Consider the following 21964-nt stretch of genomic DNA (forward strand, 5'->3'; position numbering starts at 1 on the left):
CGGTGATGAATTGGGACACTGCGGAACGCCGATCTCCGCAGCATCACCGCCGGAACCTCAAATCGCGGCATAGGTCCCGCTGTTGATCACGCTTCGGGTCGGTGCGGTGACATCACCAGTGCCGGTGTGGCATCCTGCGACGGGTCGTCACCCGAGAGCGTCACCGGCGCCCGAAAGTGGTGAACCTACGATCCATGATTCGCATCTGCGTAGGACGAACACCCCGAACGGCTCTCAGACTGACGCCGGAGCTCACAGTCGTTGTGTTGGCGAGGTAGCCGAGTTCGGTTTCCAGATCGGCAGGCCGGGGTTCCAGCAACAACGCTTGCCGTGGATAGGCGTGCAACGCCGGACGGCGCAACGGCGTTCGGTATTTGTGCTGGGCTGGATTCGCAGCTGCGCGAATCGACATCGATGTCGGTGCTGCTGCAGACCCCGCGCTCTTGCAATTGCTCCGGAGCAGCGCGGGGTGTGAGCATTTCGAGTTGGCGTGGGCGAGCGACAATGCCAACTTGGGTGGTCCGTAGCACCTGCATCGCCTTCGCGGTCGCTGCGACAACGCAGTTGCATGAGATGTCGCAGCGACAAGGAGTATCGCACGGTTGACCTCGACCACCCCGCTCCGGTACCCAGCAGAGGCTGCGGTGGTTATCGCTGACGAGCTGTATCCGGGTGCCGTTGGCGTGAAGTTTCACCGTGGTAGGAATACGTGCCCGGCGTAAGAGCTGTGGAACATGGTCATGAGCGGGTAGCCATGCCCAGTATGGGAAGGATCGCTTGTCATGGCGCTATCAGAACGATCTTGCCAGCTGTTTCCCCGCTGGTCATCGACGCGAAAGCCTCCCGGGCGCGGTCCATCGGAAGTTCCTGGCCGATCTGTGGCTCGATACCAGCGCTTGCGACGAAGGCCAGCAAGTCGATGAGCTCCTGGCGAGTGCCCATGGTTGAGCCCTCTACCCGAATCTGTAAGTAGAACAATCGCTGGAGGTCTGCGCCGGGGTTGGGGCCGCTGGTCGAGCCGCAGCAGATGATGGCGCCGCCTGGGCGCAATGCACGCATGGAGTGGCTCCACGTGGCGTCTCCAACTGACTCGAACACTGCGTCGACCTTGTCGGGGAGTCTCGCGCCGGACTCGAAGACTGCGTGCGCCCCGAGCTTCGCGGCGAGGTTGCGCTTCTCCTCGGTCCGGCCCGTGGCCCAGACCGTCATTCCAGCTGCACGGCCGAGTTGGACCAGCGCCGTCGATACGCCGCCGGATGCGCCCTGCACCAGCATGGTTTGACCGGGTCGAAGGCCCGACTTGGTAAACAGCATCCGGTAGGCGGTGAGCCAGGCGGTGCTCATGACGGAGGCGCTGACGGGGGAAATCCCGTCGGGCAGCGGGATGGCGTTGTGGGTCGGAACCACGACTTGCTCGGCGAAGGTCCCCGGATACTTCTCGGTGAGCAGTGTGCGGCGCGGATCGAGAGTCTCATCGCCGGACCAGGTTGGGTCGCCGACAATTGGATAGATGACCACGGGAGTCCCATCGTCGAGCGTGCCAGCCGCATCGCTGCCGAGGATCATCGGGTACTGGTCCGGCTTCAGCCCGACCCCGCGCAGCGTCCACAGGTCGTGCATGTTCAGGCCCGCGGCTGTGGGATGCACGGACACCCAGCCCTCGGGCACCTCTGGCTCGGGGCGCTCACCGACGACCAGCCCGTCCAACGGGGCGTCGGGCTTTGGTTCGGAGGCATACACGGCGAACATTGGTGCTCCCTTCTGAAACCGCTCTTCCGGTCTCGATAATCGATGCTCGAGCCGTCATGGACGACTTATGCCGGAACGGCAATTGCTCGGTCGGCCTGTTGATTCCGTTTGTTGTCGGTGCTGTGCTCGGGGCACTTATCCGATCGCGGTGGTGATCATGTGCTGAAGATATGCTCGGGCTCGGGCACATGCACCCCGATGCTGCCGCCCGAGACGAGACTGTCAATTGGCCGGACGCTGAATACGTTGGCCGATAGGCTCGCCTCGCGATTCCGAACAGGGCTAAAGGATGGCTCTCGCGCGGCGTCCATCGGTATCATCTTTCACCGATGTCAGCGAACTGGTCACGCAGCCTGCGGCGTACGAGTTTTCCGTTGTCGTTATACGGCAGCGTCTCGACAACCTGCACCATGGACGGGGCCTTGCTTGAGCGGAGGTGCGAGCGTACCCAGTCCTGGAGCGACACCGGATCGGGCCTGCAGCCGGGTGCCGCGACAACTGCTGCCGCGATACGTTCGCCCCAGTCGTCGTCCGGAAGGCCGACCACACCAGCGTCTGCGACATCCGGATGGGTGAGCAGTACGTCCTCAACTTCTCCGGGGGAGACATTCTCTCCACCACGGACAATGACGTCGTCGAGGCGGCCCTCGAGGAAGACGAACCCCTCCTTGTCAATGCGAGCGGCGTCTTTCGTGCGGAACCACCCACGATCGTCCCGCTCGGAGTCGATCCCGACGTAGCGGCCAGAGACCTGCTCTCCACGCACCCACAGCTCGCCCATCTTTCCCATGGCGACTGGCTCACCCTGAGTGTCGCGCACAGACAGCTCGACGGTGGGCAGGGGCCGACCGACGGAACCGAGCCTGGCCCGGACCGCAGGATCCTGCGAGGCCGCCGCCGCCCGGTGGTCGTCCGGGCCGAGCACCGTGATGCTTGAGCTGGTCTCGGTGAGTCCATACCCGTTAACGAACCCAACCTCGGGCAGCAACCGCATGGCCTCCTCGAGCACGGGCAGCGGCATCCGACCACCGCCGTAGGAGAGATGGCGCAAGCTCGACAACTTGCCCACCGGGTCCTGAGCCAGGAGGGTGACGATCCGGGCAAGCATGGTTGGAACAACCGTGGCGTGGGTGACCTTCTGCGTACTGACGGTTTCGATCCACTCCGCCGGGTCAAACGCCTCCATCTGCACGATCCGCCGCCCGCTGTACAACGTGCTTAGCAGGTTCGCGATACCGCCGATGTGATACGGAGGCAGGCTGAGGAGTTGCGTTTCGGAGTTCTGCGCAGACATCAGCTCGACGGTTCCGAGGATGTAAGAGGCAAGGTTCACGTGCTCTAGAACAGCGATCTTGGGCGCGCCCGATGTACCACTGGTGAAAAGAAGCACCGCCGGCCGCTCCGGCGGAGCTCCCGTTGCCTCGACGGGTTCGCTAGCGTCGACTTCCGCCAGGAAGCGGTCACGTCCGATGACCTCAATTCCGTCCTCATAAACCAAATCCGCGAAGCGAGGCAAGATCTCGTCGTCGACAATGACTACAACCGAGCCGAGCCTGCGGATCGCGGCATCAAGATCGGTAACAGTCCACCGGTAGTTCAGTGGGCTAAACGAGCGATCGGCGAGCGCCGCGCCGAACAGCGCGGTGGGCAACAGCGGCGAGTTCACGCCCACCATTGCGACGTTGTCAACCATGTGTCCGCCAAGCCAGCCCGCGGCTCGGCGCGCCCGGTCCCACAGGCTCATGTAGGTGTCGCCATCGGCGTCGCCGAAGGCGACACCCTCCCCGCCCGCTTCAGCGGCGATCTCGGCGATCATCGCGATATTCATTGCGGTGCAGCCTCCACTTCCTGTGCATCCACTTCTGTCGGTCGGCTCATGGTCAGTCCGATGCAGGCAACGGTTTCGCCGACTTGAGCGGCAGCGGTTCGTCGCCGAGGTACAGGCTCGCGGAACCGGCTTTGGTGCAGAGCAACTCAAGGCCCGAAGCGGGGTCAGCGTATCGCTTCCCTATCAGGGTTCCCCCGTTGCGCCCGGGGAGCATCGTGAGTTCGGTTTCGGGATCCGCGTCGACAGGTACCAGTGCGTGTCCGCCGCAGGTGACGTCTAGGTCACCCTCTGACGCCCGGATCACCACGACCTGGGTATCGTCCACCGCGCTTCGCAGCCGCAAGCCCACCGTGAACCGCATAAGAATCCCTCCAAAGCTAGTAAACGAACCTCTCTGCATCCAGGATACAATGCCTCCGACTGGCAGTCTAGCCGCCGGCAATCGCCTCAGTAAGTCCTCGAGTCAGGACACCGAATGTCTTGTCGTGCGGCGCGCACGACAGCACGCCCGGTGAATCACTCGAGAACTCGGCCCATCCACCGGTCGGCCGGGCTGAGTACCGGCGGCCGGGGAACATTACGTCCGTGCAGAAACAGACCCGGCAGCGAAAACTCTGGGGCGCATCGGAACACGGCGCAGTGTTGGCGCCACGGTCAGTGACAATGCCCCGGCCGGCCGGCCGGTACGCAAATCTCGTTTGCGCACGGGTCAGACCATCTAGTCGACGTCGCACCCACGGCTGGCATGGGGCTAGGACGGGCCAGGAATCCGGCCCTGCGGATACGCGACCACAGCTGCTACTTAAGGACGATCGGGTTGACAGGAGACCCCACAGCGCCTGTGACCCGCAGGGGCGGTGCAATCACCTGAAACTCGTAAACGCCGTCCTCGGCGCAGTCGTCGGCGAGCTCGGCGAGATCCCAAAATTCGCCGAGCATCATGCCCATGTCGCGCAGGCACAGGGCGTGTAGCGGCATGAACATGCCCTCGACCTCGGACTCGAAGTCCTCAACCATGACGTTGTCTGCGGCGACGGCCGCAACCTCGAGGTCGTGCAACCACCGCGCGCAGCTCCAATGCAACCCCGCAACCGGTTCCATCCCGTTTCCAGTCTCCCGAAACTTCGTCCACCAGCCCGTTCGTATGAGGACGATGTCGCCGCGCCCAATCGCCACCTTCTGGACGCGTGCCACCTCGTCGAGTTCCTCCGGGGTGATCTGTCCTTCCGGCGCAAGGTATTTGTCGGCCCCACGGTGTCGGACGACATCGAGAAGGACACCCCGGGATGTGATGCCCTTCCCATCGACCTTGTCGATACCGCAATGGAACGCTCCAGCGCTCGTGACCGACGAGGCCGGAAATCCGTTGTACAGCTTGTCGTCGTAGTACACATGAGAAAGCGCGTCCCACTGCGTCGCCGCCTGCAGCGGCATGATGATCATGTCATCGTTGAACCGAGTCGGGCTCATGTCGAATGATTTGCCGAGCTGCTGCGCGAGCGGATTGGCCGGCCACTTCCGAGCGTAATCCGCGAGCTGGTGAGCATCGCCGCCATCGACGGTCATGATGTGAAGCGGATTGCCCCGGAAATGGAAGTAGCCCTGCGGGCCGTTCGACCCGAAATCGACGCCGAGAGGGAACACGCGTCCCTTTCTGACGAGGGCGGCGGCTTGCCTGACTTTCTCCTCGGTAATGAGGTTGAGCGTGCCCAACTCGTCCGCGTCGCTCCAGCGACCCCAGTTCCGCACATCGTCCGCCACGCGCCGGAACTCATTCATCGTGCTCATGATGATCTATCCCTCTTCAATCGAAATAGAGAACGAAATGGCGCGGTCACGAGTCGACGACGCGCTGTCACCGCGAGCTAGTTTCGCATCCAGGATGCAGATTCACAACAGTTCTTCCTTCAGCTTTTAAGCGGTGGAGGCCGGACGGCGCCGCTGTGGCGAGCCGAACCACGTGGCCCCCGGCCGGAGGGTCGTACTCGGTAGTGGCAAAACGCCGCATCTCACGTGATCTCCGGCGGGTGGCGGTCCTCGAAAGCTTGAAGAACGCCCCCACTGATGTCTCGGGCTCCACTGGTGGGTGACGGCAGCGCCTGGGCCCGCACGCCCTATGAGTAATCCTCGTCTCCACGTTGGGGTGGAGCGGTCAAAAGGGGTCTCGCCCGGCCAAATGGCCAGCGAGAATCGTTTGCTGACGATTAACGGCATACGCGGTTGGCTCGCGGGCCGCGAGTAAGGCCGTCACCGCGATCCCAAATGATCCAGGATCGACATTAGGCGTGACTGTAACGATGGCTGGAGTACCTTATCCTGGATGCATGTCAGCCACGCAGGGCGCGCGTTCCCGTTCGAGTACTAAAACGTCGAGGAAGCAAACCCCCTCTGGGCGACTTGTGGACGACGTCACACAAGAGTTGCGCGAGATGATCCTCAAGCGCGAGATTGCACCAGGCACGGTCATGCTCCAGACCGAGTGGGCGGAGCGCCTGAAAATCAGTCGGACACCGCTGCGGGAGGCATTTCGGATCCTGGAGCAGCAGGGTCTCGTGCGGGTTTCCAACGGCAACCGGACTGTCCGGGTAGCGCAGTTCTCGGGTGACGAGTTGCGCGATCTCTTCGAGGTCCGCGAAGTAATTGATGGCCTCGCCGCGCGACTGCTGGCTAGCCGTGGTCTACCGGAAGAGCTCGGCGAGGAGCTTGCCGCGCTACTTGCGGTGATGGACGAGTCGTCTCACCCATTTAGGCCGACCGTTTGGTTTCCGGCGCATATGGATTATCACTCACGGATTGCGGAGGCATGCGGGAATGGACGCCTTCGTCAGCAACTGGACTTGATCCAAATTACGAGTTTGTGCCTGCATGACCGTCTCGCGGAACTGTCCGAGGAGGAACAGCATCAGGTTTTGGAGGTGGCGGGGAGGCAGCATCACGCCATCTACGACGCGCTACGCAGCGGCAGTGGCGACCTCGCGGAGATGGCAGCCTGTATGCATATTCGAACGACGCTCCGATCCGGCTCCGGCATCGTCGCAGCCGCCACGGAGGACAGCAGTGGGCGGGTTGGATGATTTCGTTTGTCGTGGCACTGTCATCGGCAAGTTCTACTTCAGCTAGCTGAAGGTTCGGCGGCGCCGGCGTCCGTGACCTCCGAGAGGTAGTGGTCGCCCGTCGATGGTTGAGCCGCCTCGAGTCACGATGCCTTCCTGGAGCCGGACCAGTATGGGGAGTTGCTGTAGTTTGCCGTCGGCGCAATTGGCTATGCCGACTGCGAGCCTCGGTTTAAAAGGGGAACATGCACTCCGGATGTCGGAGTGCACCCGAGACCTACCGATGCACGCGCCAGTGTCGCTCGGCTGACCAGCGTTGGAACGCGCCCCCCGCCCGAGTCGAGGCGCGAGCCTCCGGGCCTCACCCATCCGGCCCGGCGGACGCCGATGACCCGCAAAGTGCTGCCCTTCTACGACGGCTTGCAGCAACGTAATTCGGGGGAAGGCGACAAGGCTGCCGAATGGATGAGTGTCCACAAGCAAACAGAGGCACGGCCAACGGTGCCCACCAAGAAGGGGATGGGCATGAGAAAGAATCCGGGATACATTGTAGTCGGCTCTATAGCAAAGATTCTTCGACTGGGCTGAGTCTCGGTAGTTCGCTCGGAGTTGGCCGGCCAATGGACAAGGAGTACGAGGGATGAGTGAATTTCGCTACCTGGGGGAGTCGGACTGGGAAGACGAGGACCTCCTGACGCACGAGGAGGCGGGGACGCGGCTCCGGGAGGAGGTTGACGCGGAGCTTGCGGTCATCGAGGCGGTCGAGAGAGAGGGAGCGTCGGCCGCTATGCACCGGACACGACTTGCGGCCATGCGCCGACGCCTCGAACACATCGATTCCGAGCTCCAGAGAGGGGTCGGAACGGTGCGCAGGCTCGGCACTGGATGATCCGCCGGCGCACTCCGCACGTCATCCGAAGTGTGGCAGCAGGCGTAGGGTGCGCTGGATGTGGCGCCGCGCGGCCCCTTCCGCATCGTCAGGGTCGTGCGACACGATTGCCTTGAGGATCTCTCGGTGCTGAACGTGGGCTTGATCGAGGACATCCTTGTAGGAACTACCGGGGATCGCGGTAACCACGCTGGCGGCCGCGCTCTCGCGCCTGGGCGGGAGATACAAGATTGCGGAGCTGGTGCGGATTAGCGGGATGAACGAGCGTACCTTCGCGTTGTTCGAGGCGCGGGCAATCAGCTCGTGGAACTCCGCGTGCGCGCGATGCCGCTGGACCGGGTCGTACGGCTCTGACGATTCGGCCATCTCGTCCAGCAGTTCCCACGCGCGCTCCTCGTCAGCGTCGGTGAGCCCCTTCTTGGCGGCAAGCCGCGCGGCAAGACCATCGATCACCTCACGGAGCTGGTACATGTCACGCAGGTCCTCCGCACTGATGGGGACGACCTCAACAGTCCGGTTGCCGGCCGTGCGTAGAAGTCCTTCCTCCTCCAGCACGCGCAGTGCCTCGCGCAGTGGAGTGCGGCTCACGCCAAGCTCTTCGGCGAGTGCGGTCTGAAGGAGGGGGGTCCCCGCTGGCAAGCCTCCGTCGACGATGCTGTCCCGTAGCCGAGACACGACCTCGTCGACTAGACGCGGCATTCGCGGAAGGAACTGTCCCTGGGGTCGCTCCATCATCGTTTAACCTCCTAGATATCCGGCACTCATGCCGCGGTGGCACAACAGAGCCAGTCGCCACGATCATAACCGCGCGTACGACCCCGGCCTCGCACAGCTGGGACCAACCACCTTGCGACGAGGACAGTTTCTGATCGTCTGATTCTCCATCGCTCAGCGCCGAATCGCCATGCTGACACTGCCTGAGCGCTTGCGTTGGTCGAGGAGTGACCTCGCATCGGACCGCTCGGGGTTTCCGAAGAATTTGATGTGCCCTGGGTCCGGTGGAGTCGCGAAATTGGGGTTCTGGCTACGATCTCGTCCGAAGGAGGCGGATCTGTGCCGAATAGGTACCCGCCGGAGCTGTGTGAGCGGGCAGTTGCGGATGGTCGCCGAGATCCGTCACGAACACGGCTCGGAATGGGCTGCGATCGGCTCCGTCGCGGACAAACTCAGCATCGGGACTGCTCAGACGCTGCACAACTGGATCCGCAAAGCCCAAGTTGATTCGGGGCGGCGCCGGTGTGACAACCGACGCCGCCGCCGAGCTACGCACGTTGAGGGCGGAGAATGGAGAACTAAAGCGGGCCAACGAAAGTCTGAAGTCTGCGCCGACTTTCTTCGTGGCGGAGCTCGACCGCCCACGCAAGCGATGGTCGACTACATCGACAACCACAAGGAGGAGTTCGGCGTCGAGCCGATCTGCAGTGTGCTCGCTCAGCACGGCTGCAAGGTCTCGTCGAGCCCTAGTACGACGCCCCCACCAGACGGCCGTCGAGACGCGCGGTTCGGGACGAAGAGCTGAAATCGGAGATCGCCAGGTGCACAGGGCGAACTACTCCGTCTACGGCGCCCGGAAGGTGTGTCGCTGCAATGCCGCCGTGAGGGCATCGAGGTGGCCGCCGTCGAGCTGCTGGATGGGTGTACTCGGTCTCGAGGGCGCGCGACGCGGCAAGAGGACCACTGTTGCTGATCCGCAATCCGATCGTGCGGCGGATTTGGTGCAGCGTCATCCGCTGGCGCATCGAACACTACAACCACAAGCTGAAAATTGTTCTCGGACTAGTGCCGGCCGACGATTCGCCCGATCTGCAGCAACGCAAGACCGGTCCCGCGCGCAGGTCCGAGCCACCCTGGTTACCGCCGCTCACCTGTTCCTCACCACCCTGCGGCTGGCCGGCTCAATAGCGACTGGGCAGGACTGACCCTCTACGGAATCGTGCGCGAACTCCAATGCGCACTTACCCGTTGGATCGGTTCCAGCTCACTGTGCCACCGCGCCTTCCTCACCTAGCAAAGTCCTACTAGGGAGCGTAGGCCTCTGCAGCGTCCATGGTGCATTTGCATTTCGCTCACCAAAGTGTGATCTCCGTCGCATTGCATCATTGAATGTGTGCTGCGCCACGTAGTTTCAGTCTCGCGCCGACACAACATGTGCAGAGAACACGCCGACCTTTGAGCGAGAGGGACCTGATGAGCGGGAGAACGGAATGGACGTCGCGGGTGGGAATGCGCCCGTACCAAATTGCGACCGTGTTCTTCTGCATGTTCGTGAACATGCTGGACGGCTACGACCTCCTGGTGATGGGGTTTGCGATGCCGCACCTGCCGGAAGGCTTCGCTACGAATCCTCAAAAGGGCTACCTGGTCAGCGCCGCGCTCGCTGGAATGGCGGTGGGCGCGATCGGCCTCGCCCGCTTCGCGGACGTCTTCGGCAGGCGCGGCGTCCTCTTGGCCGGCCTCGCGGTCAACACCCTCGGATTGGCTGCCTCGGCGCTCTCGGCGGACTTCGAGACGCTCCTCGTGACCCGCTTCGTCACGGGCATCGCGATCGGGACCATCACCGTCGTCATCGTCGTCCTAGGTCAGGAGGCCGCCCCGGTCCATCGGCGAAGTGTGGCGCTCGGACTGGTCTTGATCGGTTATCCGCTCGGCACGATGCTTGCCGGTTTCGCCAGTGCGGGGCTCGTCTCCATGGTGGGTGGGGCATGGCAGGGCATGTTCTGGATCGGCGCCGCGTTGGGGGTCCTGTCGTTCGTCGTGACCGCAGCCTTCCTCCGCGAATCTGGCGACTACCTCGCGCGCAAAGACGCGAATGACGGGCTTGACCAGGTGGTGGCCGATCCGCAGGTCGAAACCCGACTCCTCAGCCGTGAATTGCGTGCTCGCACATTCCTCCTGGCGTTCGGATTCTCGATGCTCACCGCCGCGTTCTACTTCGTGAGCACCTGGACACCGCAGCTCATCAAGGATTCCAGCGATGACGCGGGGAACGGCGCGCTCGCGGGCATCATGATCAGCTTCGGTGCGGTGGTCGGGGGAAGCCTCTTCGGCGTCTTCGGACTGAGGTTCCCGGCGGCGCGGATCGCGGTCGTTACATCTCTCGTGTCGGCCGTGGCGATCGCAGCTTTCGCGGTCACCCTCCAGGGCCCGTTCGCGATGGCAATGGCCGCAGTGATCGGCGGCGGTACCTTCGCGGCGCTCTCCGGGTACACCTCGACCTCGACTGCCGTGTACCCGGTGCTCGCGCGGGCTAAAGGGTACGGCGCCATGATGGGCGTCGCGCGGGGTGGAGCGATCCTGTCGCCGATCATCGCGGGATACGCGCTCAATGTGATGACACCGCGCGCGATGTATCTAGCGGTCGTCGTGCCCCTCGTACTCGCCGCGCTCGCGGCGATCGCGCTCGTGCGCATCACCATGCCGGCCGCGGCGGTGGCGCAACAGAGCCAATCGACACGATCGTAACCGCGCGCACGACCCCGGCCTCGCATAGCTGGGACCAACTACCCTGCAACGAGGACAGTTTCTGATCGTCTGCGGCTCCCCATCGCTCAGCGCCGAATCGCCATGCAGAAACTACCTGAGCGCTTGCGCGGGTAGACGAGTGACCTCGCACAGCCTGGTGGCAAAGTGCAAAATTCAAGCTCCACCGAAATGCGTCAGTAGGTCGACACCGGGGGGATCGGTCCTATGGCTCACGAAATCTCATCATCACGACAGAGGAGGGAAGAATGAAGACACACGCAATGACCACTTTTTCCAGCGGACACCAGTTTCTCGAAGCGCCCCGCTGGCATGACGGACATCTATGGGCAAGCGATTTCCTCGCCAAACACGTACTCCGATTCAACAGCACCGGCGAACACGAGGTTGTCGCCGAGATCGGAGGTGTGCCCGCGGGACTTGGATTCCTGTCCGACGGATCCGCGCTTGTCGTTTCGCAAGTAGACGCGAAGGTGCTCCGTATCTCACCAACTGGACGGGTTACCGAATACGCCGACTTCAGCGCCATTGCGACCGGATTAGGCAACGACATGGTCGTCTCGCCAACCGGACACGCATACGTTGGTAACCATGGCTTCGTCATCGGCGCCGAGGAACCCAAGCCCACCAATCTCGCCCACATCAGTCCATCCGGCAAGGTTCAGCGAGTTCGGGGGGATGTCGCCTTCCCCAATGGCGGAGCGCTCACACCCGACGGCAAGCTCCTGCTGGCCGAGACCTTCGCCCACCGCATCAGTGTCTTTGACATCAAAGATGATGGCTCCCTTGAAAACCTCCGCACCTGGGCAGAGCTGCCCGACTCTTACCATCCAGATGGCATTGCGCTCGATAGCGACGGAGGTGTGTGGTTCGGAAACGTGTTGACGACCGGTGACGACAACGGGTTCTACCGCGTGGTGGAAGGCGGTGAGATCACCGACAAAGTGTCCGTTCAAGGCGCATGGTCGATTGCTTGCGCCTTCGGAGGCCCACGTCTCGACACACTGTATCTCGCATGCAACACCACCACGATCGAGGACTTCTACGAGGGCCAATCGGCGGGGTTCATCGCGGTTGCGTCGGTTGGACGTAGTGGCGATCCCTCGCAGGCGATCTCCTGAAGCAGGACTACCAGATTTCGGTCGGAACAATCGCATCGGCGACAGGGGCATTCTCGGTTGTACGACGGCGGGAGCGTATTTCCCGGGCAATGACCTGCTGGCTGCCCGCTAGCTCGAGCGCTATCTGGCGTAGACGGGTTGCCGTTTCGGGGTGCTTCTCGGGCCGACGCCGGTGGTTGTGCTCACGCGGAAACGAGCTCTGTCCGATGTGGGGATTAACTCACCCGGAATTGATCCAGAGGACGACAAACCGATACCGCCGGTCTTGCGCCGCATGTCGAAAATGTGGCGCTAAAGATGTTGTTACACAGTAGATGGCATGATGCGATAGTACCGCTGTGAGCGTGTATGTCCCAAGCGATGCCACTGTGCCGTCGGGATGCGGTGGTGACGCTTTCGTCACATTGCCCAATTTCCAAGGTTCGTGGAGATACTCGAGCCACGCTTCCGTCGAATTGATCACGTCGCGGATCGGTGCCAGGCCGAACAAGAGGGCCGTGGATCGTTGAGCGTTCTGCGGCCACTACCTTCGGTATTCTCCCGTCTTTTAGTGTTGTGAGATAGAGACTTCCAAACGGAGTGGCTGACGTCGATCGGGGCCCAGGCCTTGTATGGGTGGTGATGCGGAGAAGAGGCGATGGGACGGGTATTGCCGATTCACGGGACAACGGTGACGGGCCGCCGGCCGACCTTGACCAGGCGTACGGCGACCGAGCCGTAGATACGGCGTCCGACGCTGATCGACGCGACGACGACGGTGTTGCGTTTCGCGCCCTGATCGATCTGGAGAAGGAGCTGACCTGCCCCTGCCGACTTTCAGCAGCATTGCCGTGTGCCTAAATCTGGAACGGTCGGACGTGCCTTTGCACGGACTCAGCGTTGAGATAGGGGGGGTACCAGTGAGGGACAAGGACAGGTTCCGGTCGCGCCTACGTGCATTCGGGCTCTTCATTGCGATCACCTCCGGGTGTGGCGTTGTCATCGGTCTTGCGCACAATGAGTCGCCACTTGTCGTGGCCACGATGACTTCTCTGGTGGTCGTGATCGGCGCTCACCTAGTCATGACATCGGGAAGAGACAAACCTGGCGATGATCGCTAGGCCGTGTTGATCAATTGGTTTCAGCGTCGGGTCGGTGAGTCTTGAGGGATGTCGCGTCGCGAGGTCTCTGACGAGGTGTGGGCCGGAGCCGCTGATGCCGACGGTGACGGTGACGGGGCGGTCTCGGCCGTGGACGGATCATCGTCTCGCGATTGAGGGCATGGCATGGAAGTTCCGCAGCGACGCGCCGTGGCGGGATGTCCCGGACGGTTCGGGAAGTGGAACTCGATCTACAAGCGGCTCAACCGGTGGGCGGAGGACGGCACTGGGAGAAGCTGGGCGAGGTGCAGTAGCAGGTCAACGCGGTCGGCAGGATCGACTGGGTCAAGTCGATTGACTCGACGATCGCACGCGTGCATCAGCACGGAGCCACCCTTGCCAGGGACAGAGGGGGCTCTGCCGAATCACGAGAACCCGCAGGCCGAGCCGCCTGATCACGCGATCGGCCGCGGCCATCATCGTGGTGTTGTTCACGTTCACTCTGGTGATGACCGTGCCCTGGAAGATCCGGTCACACCCAGTGACGTGCGGGCCGCCGACTCGGGGGGAGGGTATACGCTCGCTAAAATGCGTATCTCGTCTTGGGCGCAGTTCGATTCAGGGATGACCTGCCACAATCGCTCGATGAACCGGCGCATTGTCATTCCGAAGTGCACAAGGATTTCCTCCTCGGTAGCGCCCCCGAATGGTGCCCACTTTCTGGCGAACTCAATGAGGAGCTCCGCCTCGGTGTCAGGATGGTTCCGATTGCGGCTGGCTTCGATCCAGGCCCGGCGCCTTTGGCGCCACTGGCGATACTCACGAGAGTTCATGGGAATTCACACATCCAATAGTCGGGACAGCCGTAGCCTTGGAAGGTTTGAGACCCTCGCCGCAGCGAGGGAAATGCGCAGAGTTCCAGTCGCTCTCGACTATCAGATTACTTATGCCACGCCGCACTAGTTCAAAGCTGTGATCACATCGCGGATGTGGCCGCGCTGCTCGGCGTTGAGATGACGAACCCGGGCGTCTTGGGTGATCCCGAGAATGACCGTTACCCCGGATGGGCCAATTTTCGAGCCGCGCATGTACACGGCGAGCACGTCCTCGACGCGGAGGTCTCCGGCGACCCGATCGCGGGTGCGGCCGAACAGCGCAGCGATGGGAAACTTGCCTGAGAGCAGGTCATCAGCTCGCTTGCGGCGAGCCGCGTCCAAGCTGATGACCTGTGGATTGGATTTGTGCGTCGACATAATTCTCCTCTCTGTCTGCGGGTGCCAGATGACGCACCGGCACTGGCGGTGGGGATCAACCGTGAGATCGGCCATCGCAACAGCCACGAGCGAAACCGCGGATCCCGGCCGCCATCGGGATCCGCGGCGTACTAACGGATGTGGACTCAGAAGCGGATGACCCCGCGCAGGTTCTTGCCTGAGTGCATATCCGCGTAACCCTGGTTGATTTCCTCGAGGTCGTATTCCTGGGTAATCATGGAGGTGACATCGATCTCACCGGCACGGACGAGGTTGAGCAGGCGGCCGATGTCGGCGCGTGTGCACTGGCCGTAGATGTTCCCGACCAGCGACTTCCCGGACAGCAGAAAGGCGTTCAATGGGAGCGTGACGGTGTTCTCGGCGAAGTGAGCGACCGAGGTGAGCACAATCCTTCCTGCCTTGGCGGTGATGGAGTCAGCTTCTCCGACGAGTTCTCCGGTCAACACACCGACCGTAACGATCACCGCGTCGGCCATCACCCCCCTGGTGAGGTCGGCGACGAGAGAGCGCGCGGCATCGATCGATTCGGCGGTATGGGTGGCTCCGAACTTAAGCGCGGCGTCCCGCTTCATCTCGACTGGGTCGACCGCCACGATCGTCGATGCCCCCGCGTGCCGTGCCCCCTGTACCGCGCTCATTCCCACGCCGCCGGTGCCAACAACGACGATGGTGTCACCAGAGCGGACTTCGGCGCATTTGACCGCAGCACCCCAGCCGGTGATCACCCCGCAACTGATCAGTGCAGCGACCGCCGGGGTGATGGACTCGTCGAAGGGCACCAACTGCGTCTGATTGATCAAGGCATACTCGGAAAAGGTTCCCAGCTGGGCGAACGTACCCACACCGCGTCCGTCCTCGGCGTGCAAGCGGGCCGTTCCATCGGGGCGCCTGCCGGCCATTACGTGGGCGTTCGCATCACACACCCAGCCGCGGCCGTCGAGACAGAATTGGCACACCCCGCATGCCGGGGCGGCGGTGACGAAGACTGAGTCGCTGACGCGGACACGGTCGACTCCGTCTCCGACTGCGATGACCGTCCCAGCCCCTTCGTGACCGCCCACCACAGGCAGAGCTGGGGGAAAGTCCCCGGTGATTGCGTGATCATCCGAGTGGCACAATCCCGCGTACTGAAGCTTGATCAGTGCCTCTCCCGGTTCGGGTTCGGACAGCTCGAGATCCTCAATAGCCCATGGTTTTTGGGACTCCCAGCAGACTGCGGCTTGAGTTTTCATGCTTCTCCTCCTCGGTGGTGATACCGGACCCGCCGAAGGCGGGATGTACTCGCATCGGTGATGCACGTAAGACTCCGAATCCGAAACGACCCTTTCGTGACCGCATCCGCTCGACGCGATGGAAATGAACGGGCTGTCGCAGTACTGAGTTCGTGTTGACTCCGATCCGCCCTGTGCCGGGTCGTCCACCACCTGGATGCGGGTGGAAGAGTCCGGTTGCGTGGGCGTAGGCGGCCGGTCCTTCCGCGGGCCTGGTCGGGAGAACCATGGATCGTCGATAGGGAGGTGAGGCGATGCGCCTCTTGTCGTCTAGATTCGCCACCTGCGCTTGAACTTCAGCGTTCCGCTGTCCGGTCCGCGGTCGGAGTCAGCACCCTCAGTGAGCTGGTGATCGACCTGATTGTCCGGACCGGTAAGAACGTCATGGAATCCGACTTGTCGTTTTGTCTGGCTGTTTTGTGGGTGTTTCGGTGCTATCTGTGTTCTGGTTAGGCGAGGGTGGTGAGGTCGGCGGGGGTGAAGTGGGTCAGTTCGTCGAGGTGTCCGGTGCGGATTTTCTCGGTCCATTCTGGGTCTGAGATCAAGGCTCGGCCGATGGCGATGAGGTCGAACTCGTCGTTGCCGAGTCGGTCGAGGAGTTGGTCGATGCCGGTGGGTGAGGGCGTTTCACCAGCGAAGCTGGCAATGAATTCGCCGTCGAGGCCGACTGATCCGACGGAGATGCTGGGGCGGCCGGTGATTTTCTTGGTCCATCCGGCCAGGTTCAGCGTGGAGCCTTCGAATTCGGGCTGCCAGTAGCGGCGTGTGGAGGCGTGGAAGGCGTCGACGCCTGCTTCAGCGAGTGGTGTGAGGATGGCTTCGAGTTCGTGGGGGGTTTCGGCGAGGCGGGCGTCGTAGGCGTCGGACTTCCACTGTGACATGCGGAGCAGGATGGGGAAGTCTGGGCTGGTGGCTCGGCGGACGGCGGTGATGATTTCCTGGGCTAGTCGTGTTCGGGCGACGATGTCGCCGCCGTAGGCGTCGGTGCGCCGATTGGTGTTGGCCCATAGGAAGCTGTCGATGAGGAAGCCGTGTGCGCCGTGAAGTTCGATGCCGTCGAAGCCGAGGCGTTGAGCGGCAGCCGCGGCGTCGGCGAACGATTCGATGATGCCGAGCAGGTCGCGTTCGGTGGGAATGGGGCCCGATTCGCCGAGCGGGGTGCCGTCGAGGGCGAGTCCGGACGGTGAGATGACGGGTGCGTCAGGGAAGGGTTGGTTTCCGGGCTGGCGGGTGGGGCCGGCATGCCACAACTGGGGCATGATTCGTCCGCCGGCTGCGTGCACCGTCTCGACGACGTGTGCCCACCCGGCCAGGGCGTCTTCACCGTAGAAGTGTGGGACGCGGGCGAGGCCGGCGGCGCTGGGATGGCCGACGAATGTGCCTTCGGTGATGATCAGCCCGACACCGCCCGCCGCGCGGCGCGCGTAATACTCTGCGACGTCGGGCCCGGGAATGCCACCGGGGGAGAACTGGCGGGTCATCGGTGCCATGACGACGCGGTTGGGCACGGTCACGGGACCGATATCGAAGGGGCGGAAGAGCGGTGCGGCGAAAGTGTCGGTGTCAATCTGGGTGGGGGTGATGGTCATAGCGAATTCTCTGATCCTGTATCGAATGGGACTTCGGGCGCGCCTCCGGCGAGTTCGTCGACGAACCCATCGGGCTGTCAGTGGCCGCTCCCTGTCAGCGCGGCTGTCTTCGCAGCTATCGAGTGGGTGATGTCCCGGCTTGTTGAGGCAGCAGTGCGCCGTCCGGAAAGCTAACTCCGGTGAGGCGCTCGGAGACCGACCACAGCTTCTTCGCCACAACCAGGTTGCCGGCCTCGGCGGAGCGGCCGACGCGTGTGGGGTAGCCGCGCATCTCGTTGTATCCATCCGGTCCGACGTAGCTGTTGCCGGGTAGGTCTTTGCTTGCCGCGAACAGGATGGTGCGTGCGCCCGCCTCGGCGTCCTGCGACATCGGATTGCTGCCGATCTGCGGGTTGGTCGCGGCCCAGCCCGGATGGGCGCTCAATGCGCGGACTGGGGATCCGGTCTCGTCGAATCGCCGCTGTAGTTCGAGGCTGAACAACAGGCTGGCGAGTTTGGATTGGCCGTAGGCTGCCAGCGGGTCGTAGCTGCGCAACTCCCAGTTGAGGTCGTCAAAGTTGATCGTGCCCCGGTAGTGCGCCAGCGAGGACAGTGACACGACACGGTCGGTGATGTGCGGCAGCAGTAGGTTTGTCAGCAGGAAGTGACCGAGATGGTTTGTGCCGATCTGGGTCTCGAAACCATCCCGGGTGCGGCCCTCGGGAGCCACCATCACCCCGGCGTTGTTGACAAGGATATCGAGGCTGCCGTCCCAGTCGCCGGCGAAGCGGCGTACGGAGGTCAGGTCGGCGAGATCGAGCGCGCGCACCTCGGTGTCGCCGGTGATCGTGGTGGCAACCTCGGCGCCGCGCCGAACATCGCGAACGGCCAGCACCACGCGGGCGCCTACGCGGGCGAGTTCGCGGGCGGTCACCAGGCCGAGGCCGCGGCTGGCGCCGGTGACGACCACAGTCTTACCTTCGAACGAGGGAAGGTCCGCGGAAGTCCATTCAGAGTTCGTCATGCGAAGGACTAATCGGCCGAAGTAGGCTGCAACGCTGTGTGCACGGGCTGTTTGTCTACGTAGACGACCTGCCGATCGAAGAATGTGCGCAGACCCTCTGGCCCGTTCTCGACGCCGAGCCCGCTCCACTTCGAGCCGCTGAACGGCTGATCATGACCACCGACGGCGTGGGTGTTGATCCAGACGTTGCCAGATTCGAGCCGCGACGCAACCTTACGCGCCCGGTCGAGATCGCTTGACCACACCGAGCCACCGAGGCCATACATCGTGGCGTTTGCTTGCGCGAGTACCTCCTCGGTGTCGCGGAACGACATGACGGGCAGGGCCGGACCGAACTGTTCCTCGTCGACCAGGCGCATGCCGGGCTCGACCCCAGTCATGATGGTCGGTTCGTAGAAGTAGCCGGCCCGGTCAATAGGTTTGCCACCGGCGACGGGCCGGGCACCACGACTGACCGCTTCAGAGACCAGCGCGCTCACTCGATCGAACTGTGCCCGGTTCTGCAACGGACCCAGTTGCGTGGTCGGCAACATACCGTCGCCCACAACGGTGGAGCGCGCTATCTCTGCCAGGGCATCGACAAGGTCGGAGAAGATGTTCTCATGGACGTACAGTCGCTTGACCAGTGCGCAGATCTGCCCGTTGTTCCGGAATGCTGACCAGAACAGCCTCGGGGCCACCTCCGCGACATCGACGTCATCGTAGACGATGCATGCGTCATTGCCTCCTAGTTCGAGGGTGACCCTCTTGAGGTCCGCGGCGCCTGACACATTGACGCTCTTGCCCCCATTGATGGACCCGGTGAACGAGAGCTTTCGGGGGATGTCGTGGCGACTGACCCACCGCCCGAGATCGTCACCTCCGCTGAGCATATTGAGAACACCGGACGGGAAGACGTCCCCAAGTGTCTGACCAATCTGAAGCATCGCCAGGGGAGTGAGCGGAGAGGGTTTCACTACAACCGTGTCGCCGGCGAGCAGAGCGGGAGCGATCTTCCAAGTCGACAGCAGAACTGGGACGTTCCATGGGCTGATCGCTCCGACGACTCCGAGCGGCCTCCAGCCCTGCACCACCAGCCGGTTGTCGTCCTCACGGATAGTCTCGGGTGTTGGTAGGTCAAGCTCTGAGTAGTAGTCGAAAACATCTGCAGACAACAGGATTTCGCGTCGTGCATCCACCAGCGGTTTGCCCTGCTCGGCGGTCAGTGTAGGCGCGACTTCGTCCACCGTGGACCGCAACGCATCGGCGGCCTGCTGCAAGGCCGAACGTCGTGCCGACTCGTCCTGTCGCCACTGCTGAAAGGCCACGGCAGCTGATTGCATCGCAGTGTCGAGCTGGTCCTTGGTGCATTCTGGCGCCTGGGCAAAGACTTCTCCCGTCGCCGGATTGACTACGTCAAACACTCCATCCGAGGAACAGCCCTTTCCGTCGATCGTCATCGTCCAGTCCGTGATGTTCACAGTCTCTCCCTTGCGTCGAAAAATGACGTGGCCGAACCCGTTCGACAGTCGTGCCCTGGCCCCGCTGATTGGATACAGTTCTGTGCTCGCGGGCGTTTACCAACGAGGTCGCTACTCGTCGGCAAACGCAAACCGAACCCCGTTGCAGGATCCCGCGGAGCCCGGGCACCTCAAATGCACGGTTGTCACCTGAACTGGGTCCTCTCGTCCTACCGGATACGCTACCCCAAATACTCTATTTAGCAACTATCTATAAATAGATCTCTTCCCGGATGGCCTCCATCCCGCTGCATCAGCCGCTATCTCGGCACGCCTCAGATTTGCAACGTGCTCCAGCACTCCCGTAGTCCGTTCCGGTATCCCGTTCGCGATGATCACACCAGTCGACGGACAGTGGAGCAGACACGCGATCCTCTGGCCTGTTCACGTCGCCGCGGCATCGTGGTCGTACATTTTCCATCGACCCGGATCGGTGGCCAAAAATACAAGTGGCACTGCTCAGCAATGTCTTTCGAGTGTCCTGTCGGGAGTGCTGCCGCTAGCAGGCCCGGGCGAGGTTGTCTTTGGGGATTGAGCGACGATTGCCTGAAGGGCACGACAGTGTCGATTCGTGACCGAGCGGCAATCGTGGGGGTGTTGTCGTGGATTGATGGCGGAGCGACTTGCGCAGCCGATTCCGCTCCCGCCGCATCAGGGGATCGTTGGTATCAGGCTCGGCTGGTGATCGGCACCCCTGTTGAACAATTGGTTTGACAGTTGCTGACCGGCGACGAGCCCCTTGTGGGTCCGCCGCAATGTCCTGTAGGAAATCGACGGACCGATCTGAGCGGCTGACCTAATGTGTCGAGCTGTTCTCGTCGACGAGTTCGTCGTGCAGGTAACGACGGCTGGGGGGATCTTGTTGTGCGCTCGCTACCATGGCTAACCACCTTGCGTTGGCTCGTGCGACGGCGATGTTCGTGAGGATTTGTTGGATCGACGTGGAGGCGCGGCGGAGTGGAATCAGACTGGCGCACGCAGTCGCAGCGCGAAGGATGAGCACCGGCAGGAGGATGAGCAGTGGCAAGGAAGACCTCCTAGGTCTGGGATGAGGGCCCAGCCGGGGCATCGGTGACTTCGTGAACGGAGGATTTGAGGGCCGCGCCCTGAATCCGGCCAGGCCGTCAGAAGACCTTTAGCAATGGCTGCCAGGACGCTGCATGGCTGCAGACGGGTTCTGGTTGCAGCGGCCACGACCTCCCCCGCCCTAGCGTGAGGGTCCGGTGCAATCCGAGCGCGTGTGATTGCGCCGGTGCTCGGTCTGTGAACGGCTGCATCTGGCGTGATGCGATCGCCCAGTCCGTACGCCATTGGTCGATGACGATGGTAGTCGGCGCGAACGTTGGCTCCGCTGGTGCACGTCACGACCGCCGATTCGAACAGGGAATGAGCGAGCAGTTGCTCGTACTCGATGAATGGTGTCGTCACGAGTGCAGCTTGGTCGTGCGGTTGCGCCGCTCGTTCTGAAGGTATTCGTCGGTAGGACATCACTGGCCGCTCGTTTGCTCATCTGTGAGGACGATAAACACAGACAAATGTGAATCTATTGTCAGTGCCGGGGTGTACATGACCCGGACCGCCCCGTCCGATGTTGTGGGCACCTCGCCTGCGATCCAAGAGTAGAGCCAAGGGCCATCGTCGAGCGCGATGATGGCAATGGAGCACGATCCGAATTGTCCTGCATAGGAACCACTGTCAGGTTCCACTACTTTGGAGGACACAATCGAGCCGATACCGCTTGAGAGGGTAGGCATGAGGCTGTTCTCGTGGCATTCAGAACACACATGAATCAATGGTGCGTGTAGTGCTCCACAGGTTGTGCACCGTTGAATCATCAATGTGCGTGTCGCATCGGATATGGCGGGCTCGTCACTCGGTGACTGCTCGGGCGGTGCTGCGCGGGATGCTCCCGTTGCCGTTCTTCGTTGGTGTTCGGCTGTCGTATTCGGTGGGAAGAATGGTGACCGTGGCTGCAGGTGGGACTGTTCGCGTGGGGTGGTGGTGCGTGTGCTCGTAATTAAGGACATCGAACTGCCTATGTGTGACGAGGTCAGTCGAGGGGAAACGAATCCACAAGGGCAGCAAGGAGCAACGAACGGGGAACGTCACGTCTAGTCGAGTGACCGCGA

Annotated in this window: 17 protein-coding genes, 1 pseudogene and 1 other annotated feature; of the genes and pseudogenes, 5 read left to right on the top strand and 13 right to left on the bottom strand. The window is 62.5% G+C overall.

The genetic code is table 11. The annotated features are described in order from the left end of the window. Positions 1-780 precede the first annotated feature (780 nt). From ACLIVD_RS42090 to ACLIVD_RS42105, 4 genes are all read right to left on the bottom strand, one after another. Positions 781-1749 (bottom strand): zinc-binding dehydrogenase, encoded by a 969-nt coding sequence (locus ACLIVD_RS42090; protein ID WP_491933693.1) that lies wholly within the window; start codon positions 1747-1749, stop codon positions 781-783. A gap of 316 nt (positions 1750-2065) precedes the next feature. After that, on the bottom strand, positions 2066-3577 hold the full coding sequence (locus tag ACLIVD_RS42095) for a class I adenylate-forming enzyme family protein (RefSeq protein ID WP_491933694.1): 1512 nt from the start codon (positions 3575-3577) through the stop codon (positions 2066-2068). A 52-nt stretch (positions 3578-3629) separates the two neighbouring features. Further along, the gene (locus tag ACLIVD_RS42100; protein ID WP_491933695.1) at positions 3630-3938 is read right to left on the bottom strand and encodes a hypothetical protein; all 309 of its coding nucleotides are present in this window, start codon (positions 3936-3938) and stop codon (positions 3630-3632) included. A gap of 437 nt (positions 3939-4375) precedes the next feature. Then, complete coding sequence (locus ACLIVD_RS42105) at positions 4376-5365, bottom strand: cyclase family protein (RefSeq protein ID WP_491933696.1); 990 nt, start codon at positions 5363-5365, stop codon at positions 4376-4378. A 611-nt stretch (positions 5366-5976) separates the two neighbouring features. Here ACLIVD_RS42105 and ACLIVD_RS42110 point away from each other — a divergent pair. Beyond that, entirely contained in the window at positions 5977-6651 is a 675-nt protein-coding gene (locus tag ACLIVD_RS42110) for a GntR family transcriptional regulator (protein WP_491933697.1), read from the top strand. Positions 6652-7270: 619 nt separating this feature from the next. Further along, positions 7271-7519 carry a hypothetical protein gene (locus ACLIVD_RS42115; protein WP_491933698.1) on the top strand — a complete coding sequence of 83 codons (249 nt, stop codon included), beginning with the start codon at positions 7271-7273 and terminating at the stop codon, positions 7517-7519. A 21-nt stretch (positions 7520-7540) separates the two neighbouring features. Here the strand turns inward: ACLIVD_RS42115 and ACLIVD_RS42120 are convergent, their stop codons facing one another. Next, positions 7541-8254, bottom strand: a complete 714-nt coding sequence (locus tag ACLIVD_RS42120; protein WP_491933699.1) for a GntR family transcriptional regulator — start codon at positions 8252-8254, stop codon at positions 7541-7543. Between the two features lie 592 nt (positions 8255-8846). After that, positions 8847-8954 (top strand) — a sequence feature (AL1L pseudoknot). A gap of 245 nt (positions 8955-9199) precedes the next feature. On the opposite strand from ACLIVD_RS42120, the gene ACLIVD_RS42125 reads away from it, so the two are divergent. From ACLIVD_RS42125 to ACLIVD_RS42135, 3 genes are all read left to right on the top strand, one after another. Beyond that, positions 9200-9421 (top strand): hypothetical protein, encoded by a 222-nt coding sequence (locus tag ACLIVD_RS42125; RefSeq protein ID WP_491933700.1) that lies wholly within the window; start codon positions 9200-9202, stop codon positions 9419-9421. A gap of 285 nt (positions 9422-9706) precedes the next feature. Further along, entirely contained in the window at positions 9707-10981 is a 1275-nt protein-coding gene (locus tag ACLIVD_RS42130) for an MFS transporter (protein WP_491933701.1), read from the top strand. Between the two features lie 266 nt (positions 10982-11247). Continuing rightward, on the top strand, positions 11248-12120 hold the full coding sequence (locus tag ACLIVD_RS42135; protein ID WP_491933702.1) for an SMP-30/gluconolactonase/LRE family protein: 873 nt from the start codon (positions 11248-11250) through the stop codon (positions 12118-12120). A gap of 657 nt (positions 12121-12777) precedes the next feature. Here the strand turns inward: ACLIVD_RS42135 and ACLIVD_RS42140 are convergent. The 8 genes and pseudogenes from ACLIVD_RS42140 to ACLIVD_RS42175 form a co-directional block, all read right to left on the bottom strand. Beyond that, a pseudogene (locus ACLIVD_RS42140) lies at positions 12778-12882 on the bottom strand (universal stress protein); the annotation flags it as partial. Between the two features lie 814 nt (positions 12883-13696). Then, positions 13697-14032, bottom strand: a complete 336-nt coding sequence (locus ACLIVD_RS42145; protein ID WP_491933703.1) for a hypothetical protein — start codon at positions 14030-14032, stop codon at positions 13697-13699. A gap of 126 nt (positions 14033-14158) precedes the next feature. Then, on the bottom strand, positions 14159-14452 hold the full coding sequence (locus ACLIVD_RS42150) for a hypothetical protein (RefSeq protein ID WP_491933704.1): 294 nt from the start codon (positions 14450-14452) through the stop codon (positions 14159-14161). A gap of 146 nt (positions 14453-14598) precedes the next feature. Further along, positions 14599-15705, bottom strand: coding sequence for an NDMA-dependent alcohol dehydrogenase (locus ACLIVD_RS42155; protein ID WP_491933705.1), 1107 nt, complete (start codon positions 15703-15705; stop codon positions 14599-14601). A gap of 488 nt (positions 15706-16193) precedes the next feature. After that, a complete protein-coding gene (locus ACLIVD_RS42160) occupies positions 16194-17333 on the bottom strand; it encodes an NADH:flavin oxidoreductase (RefSeq protein WP_491933706.1) in 1140 nt (379 codons plus the stop codon). Positions 17334-17448: 115 nt separating this feature from the next. Then, a complete protein-coding gene (locus ACLIVD_RS42165) occupies positions 17449-18336 on the bottom strand; it encodes an oxidoreductase (RefSeq protein WP_491933708.1) in 888 nt (295 codons plus the stop codon). Between the two features lie 8 nt (positions 18337-18344). Then, a complete protein-coding gene (locus tag ACLIVD_RS42170) occupies positions 18345-19796 on the bottom strand; it encodes an aldehyde dehydrogenase family protein (RefSeq protein WP_491933709.1) in 1452 nt (483 codons plus the stop codon). A 1526-nt stretch (positions 19797-21322) separates the two neighbouring features. Then, positions 21323-21862 (bottom strand): zinc ribbon domain-containing protein, encoded by a 540-nt coding sequence (locus ACLIVD_RS42175; protein WP_491933710.1) that lies wholly within the window; start codon positions 21860-21862, stop codon positions 21323-21325. Positions 21863-21964: the final 102 nt, after the last annotated feature.

This window comes from Rhodococcus sp. G6(2025), from assembly GCF_058628105.1.

What these genes read in the sequence shown, in the direction of transcription:
- ACLIVD_RS42090 (WP_491933693.1), bottom strand. Translation starts at nt 1,749, where the DNA reads ATGTTCGCCGTGTATGCCTCCGAACCAAAGCCCGACGCCCCGTTGGAC.
- ACLIVD_RS42095 (WP_491933694.1), bottom strand. Translation starts at nt 3,577, where the DNA reads ATGAATATCGCGATGATCGCCGAGATCGCCGCTGAAGCGGGCGGGGAG.
- ACLIVD_RS42100 (WP_491933695.1), bottom strand. Translation starts at nt 3,938, where the DNA reads ATGCGGTTCACGGTGGGCTTGCGGCTGCGAAGCGCGGTGGACGATACC.
- ACLIVD_RS42105 (WP_491933696.1), bottom strand. Translation starts at nt 5,365, where the DNA reads ATGAGCACGATGAATGAGTTCCGGCGCGTGGCGGACGATGTGCGGAAC.
- ACLIVD_RS42115 (WP_491933698.1), top strand. Translation starts at nt 7,271, where the DNA reads ATGAGTGAATTTCGCTACCTGGGGGAGTCGGACTGGGAAGACGAGGAC.
- ACLIVD_RS42120 (WP_491933699.1), bottom strand. Translation starts at nt 8,254, where the DNA reads ATGATGGAGCGACCCCAGGGACAGTTCCTTCCGCGAATGCCGCGTCTA.
- ACLIVD_RS42130 (WP_491933701.1), top strand. Translation starts at nt 9,707, where the DNA reads ATGAGCGGGAGAACGGAATGGACGTCGCGGGTGGGAATGCGCCCGTAC.
- ACLIVD_RS42135 (WP_491933702.1), top strand. Translation starts at nt 11,248, where the DNA reads ATGAAGACACACGCAATGACCACTTTTTCCAGCGGACACCAGTTTCTC.
- ACLIVD_RS42145 (WP_491933703.1), bottom strand. Translation starts at nt 14,032, where the DNA reads ATGAACTCTCGTGAGTATCGCCAGTGGCGCCAAAGGCGCCGGGCCTGG.
- ACLIVD_RS42150 (WP_491933704.1), bottom strand. Translation starts at nt 14,452, where the DNA reads ATGTCGACGCACAAATCCAATCCACAGGTCATCAGCTTGGACGCGGCT.
- ACLIVD_RS42155 (WP_491933705.1), bottom strand. Translation starts at nt 15,705, where the DNA reads ATGAAAACTCAAGCCGCAGTCTGCTGGGAGTCCCAAAAACCATGGGCT.
- ACLIVD_RS42160 (WP_491933706.1), bottom strand. Translation starts at nt 17,333, where the DNA reads ATGACCATCACCCCCACCCAGATTGACACCGACACTTTCGCCGCACCG.
- ACLIVD_RS42165 (WP_491933708.1), bottom strand. Translation starts at nt 18,336, where the DNA reads ATGACGAACTCTGAATGGACTTCCGCGGACCTTCCCTCGTTCGAAGGT.
- ACLIVD_RS42175 (WP_491933710.1), bottom strand. Translation starts at nt 21,862, where the DNA reads ATGTCCTTAATTACGAGCACACGCACCACCACCCCACGCGAACAGTCC.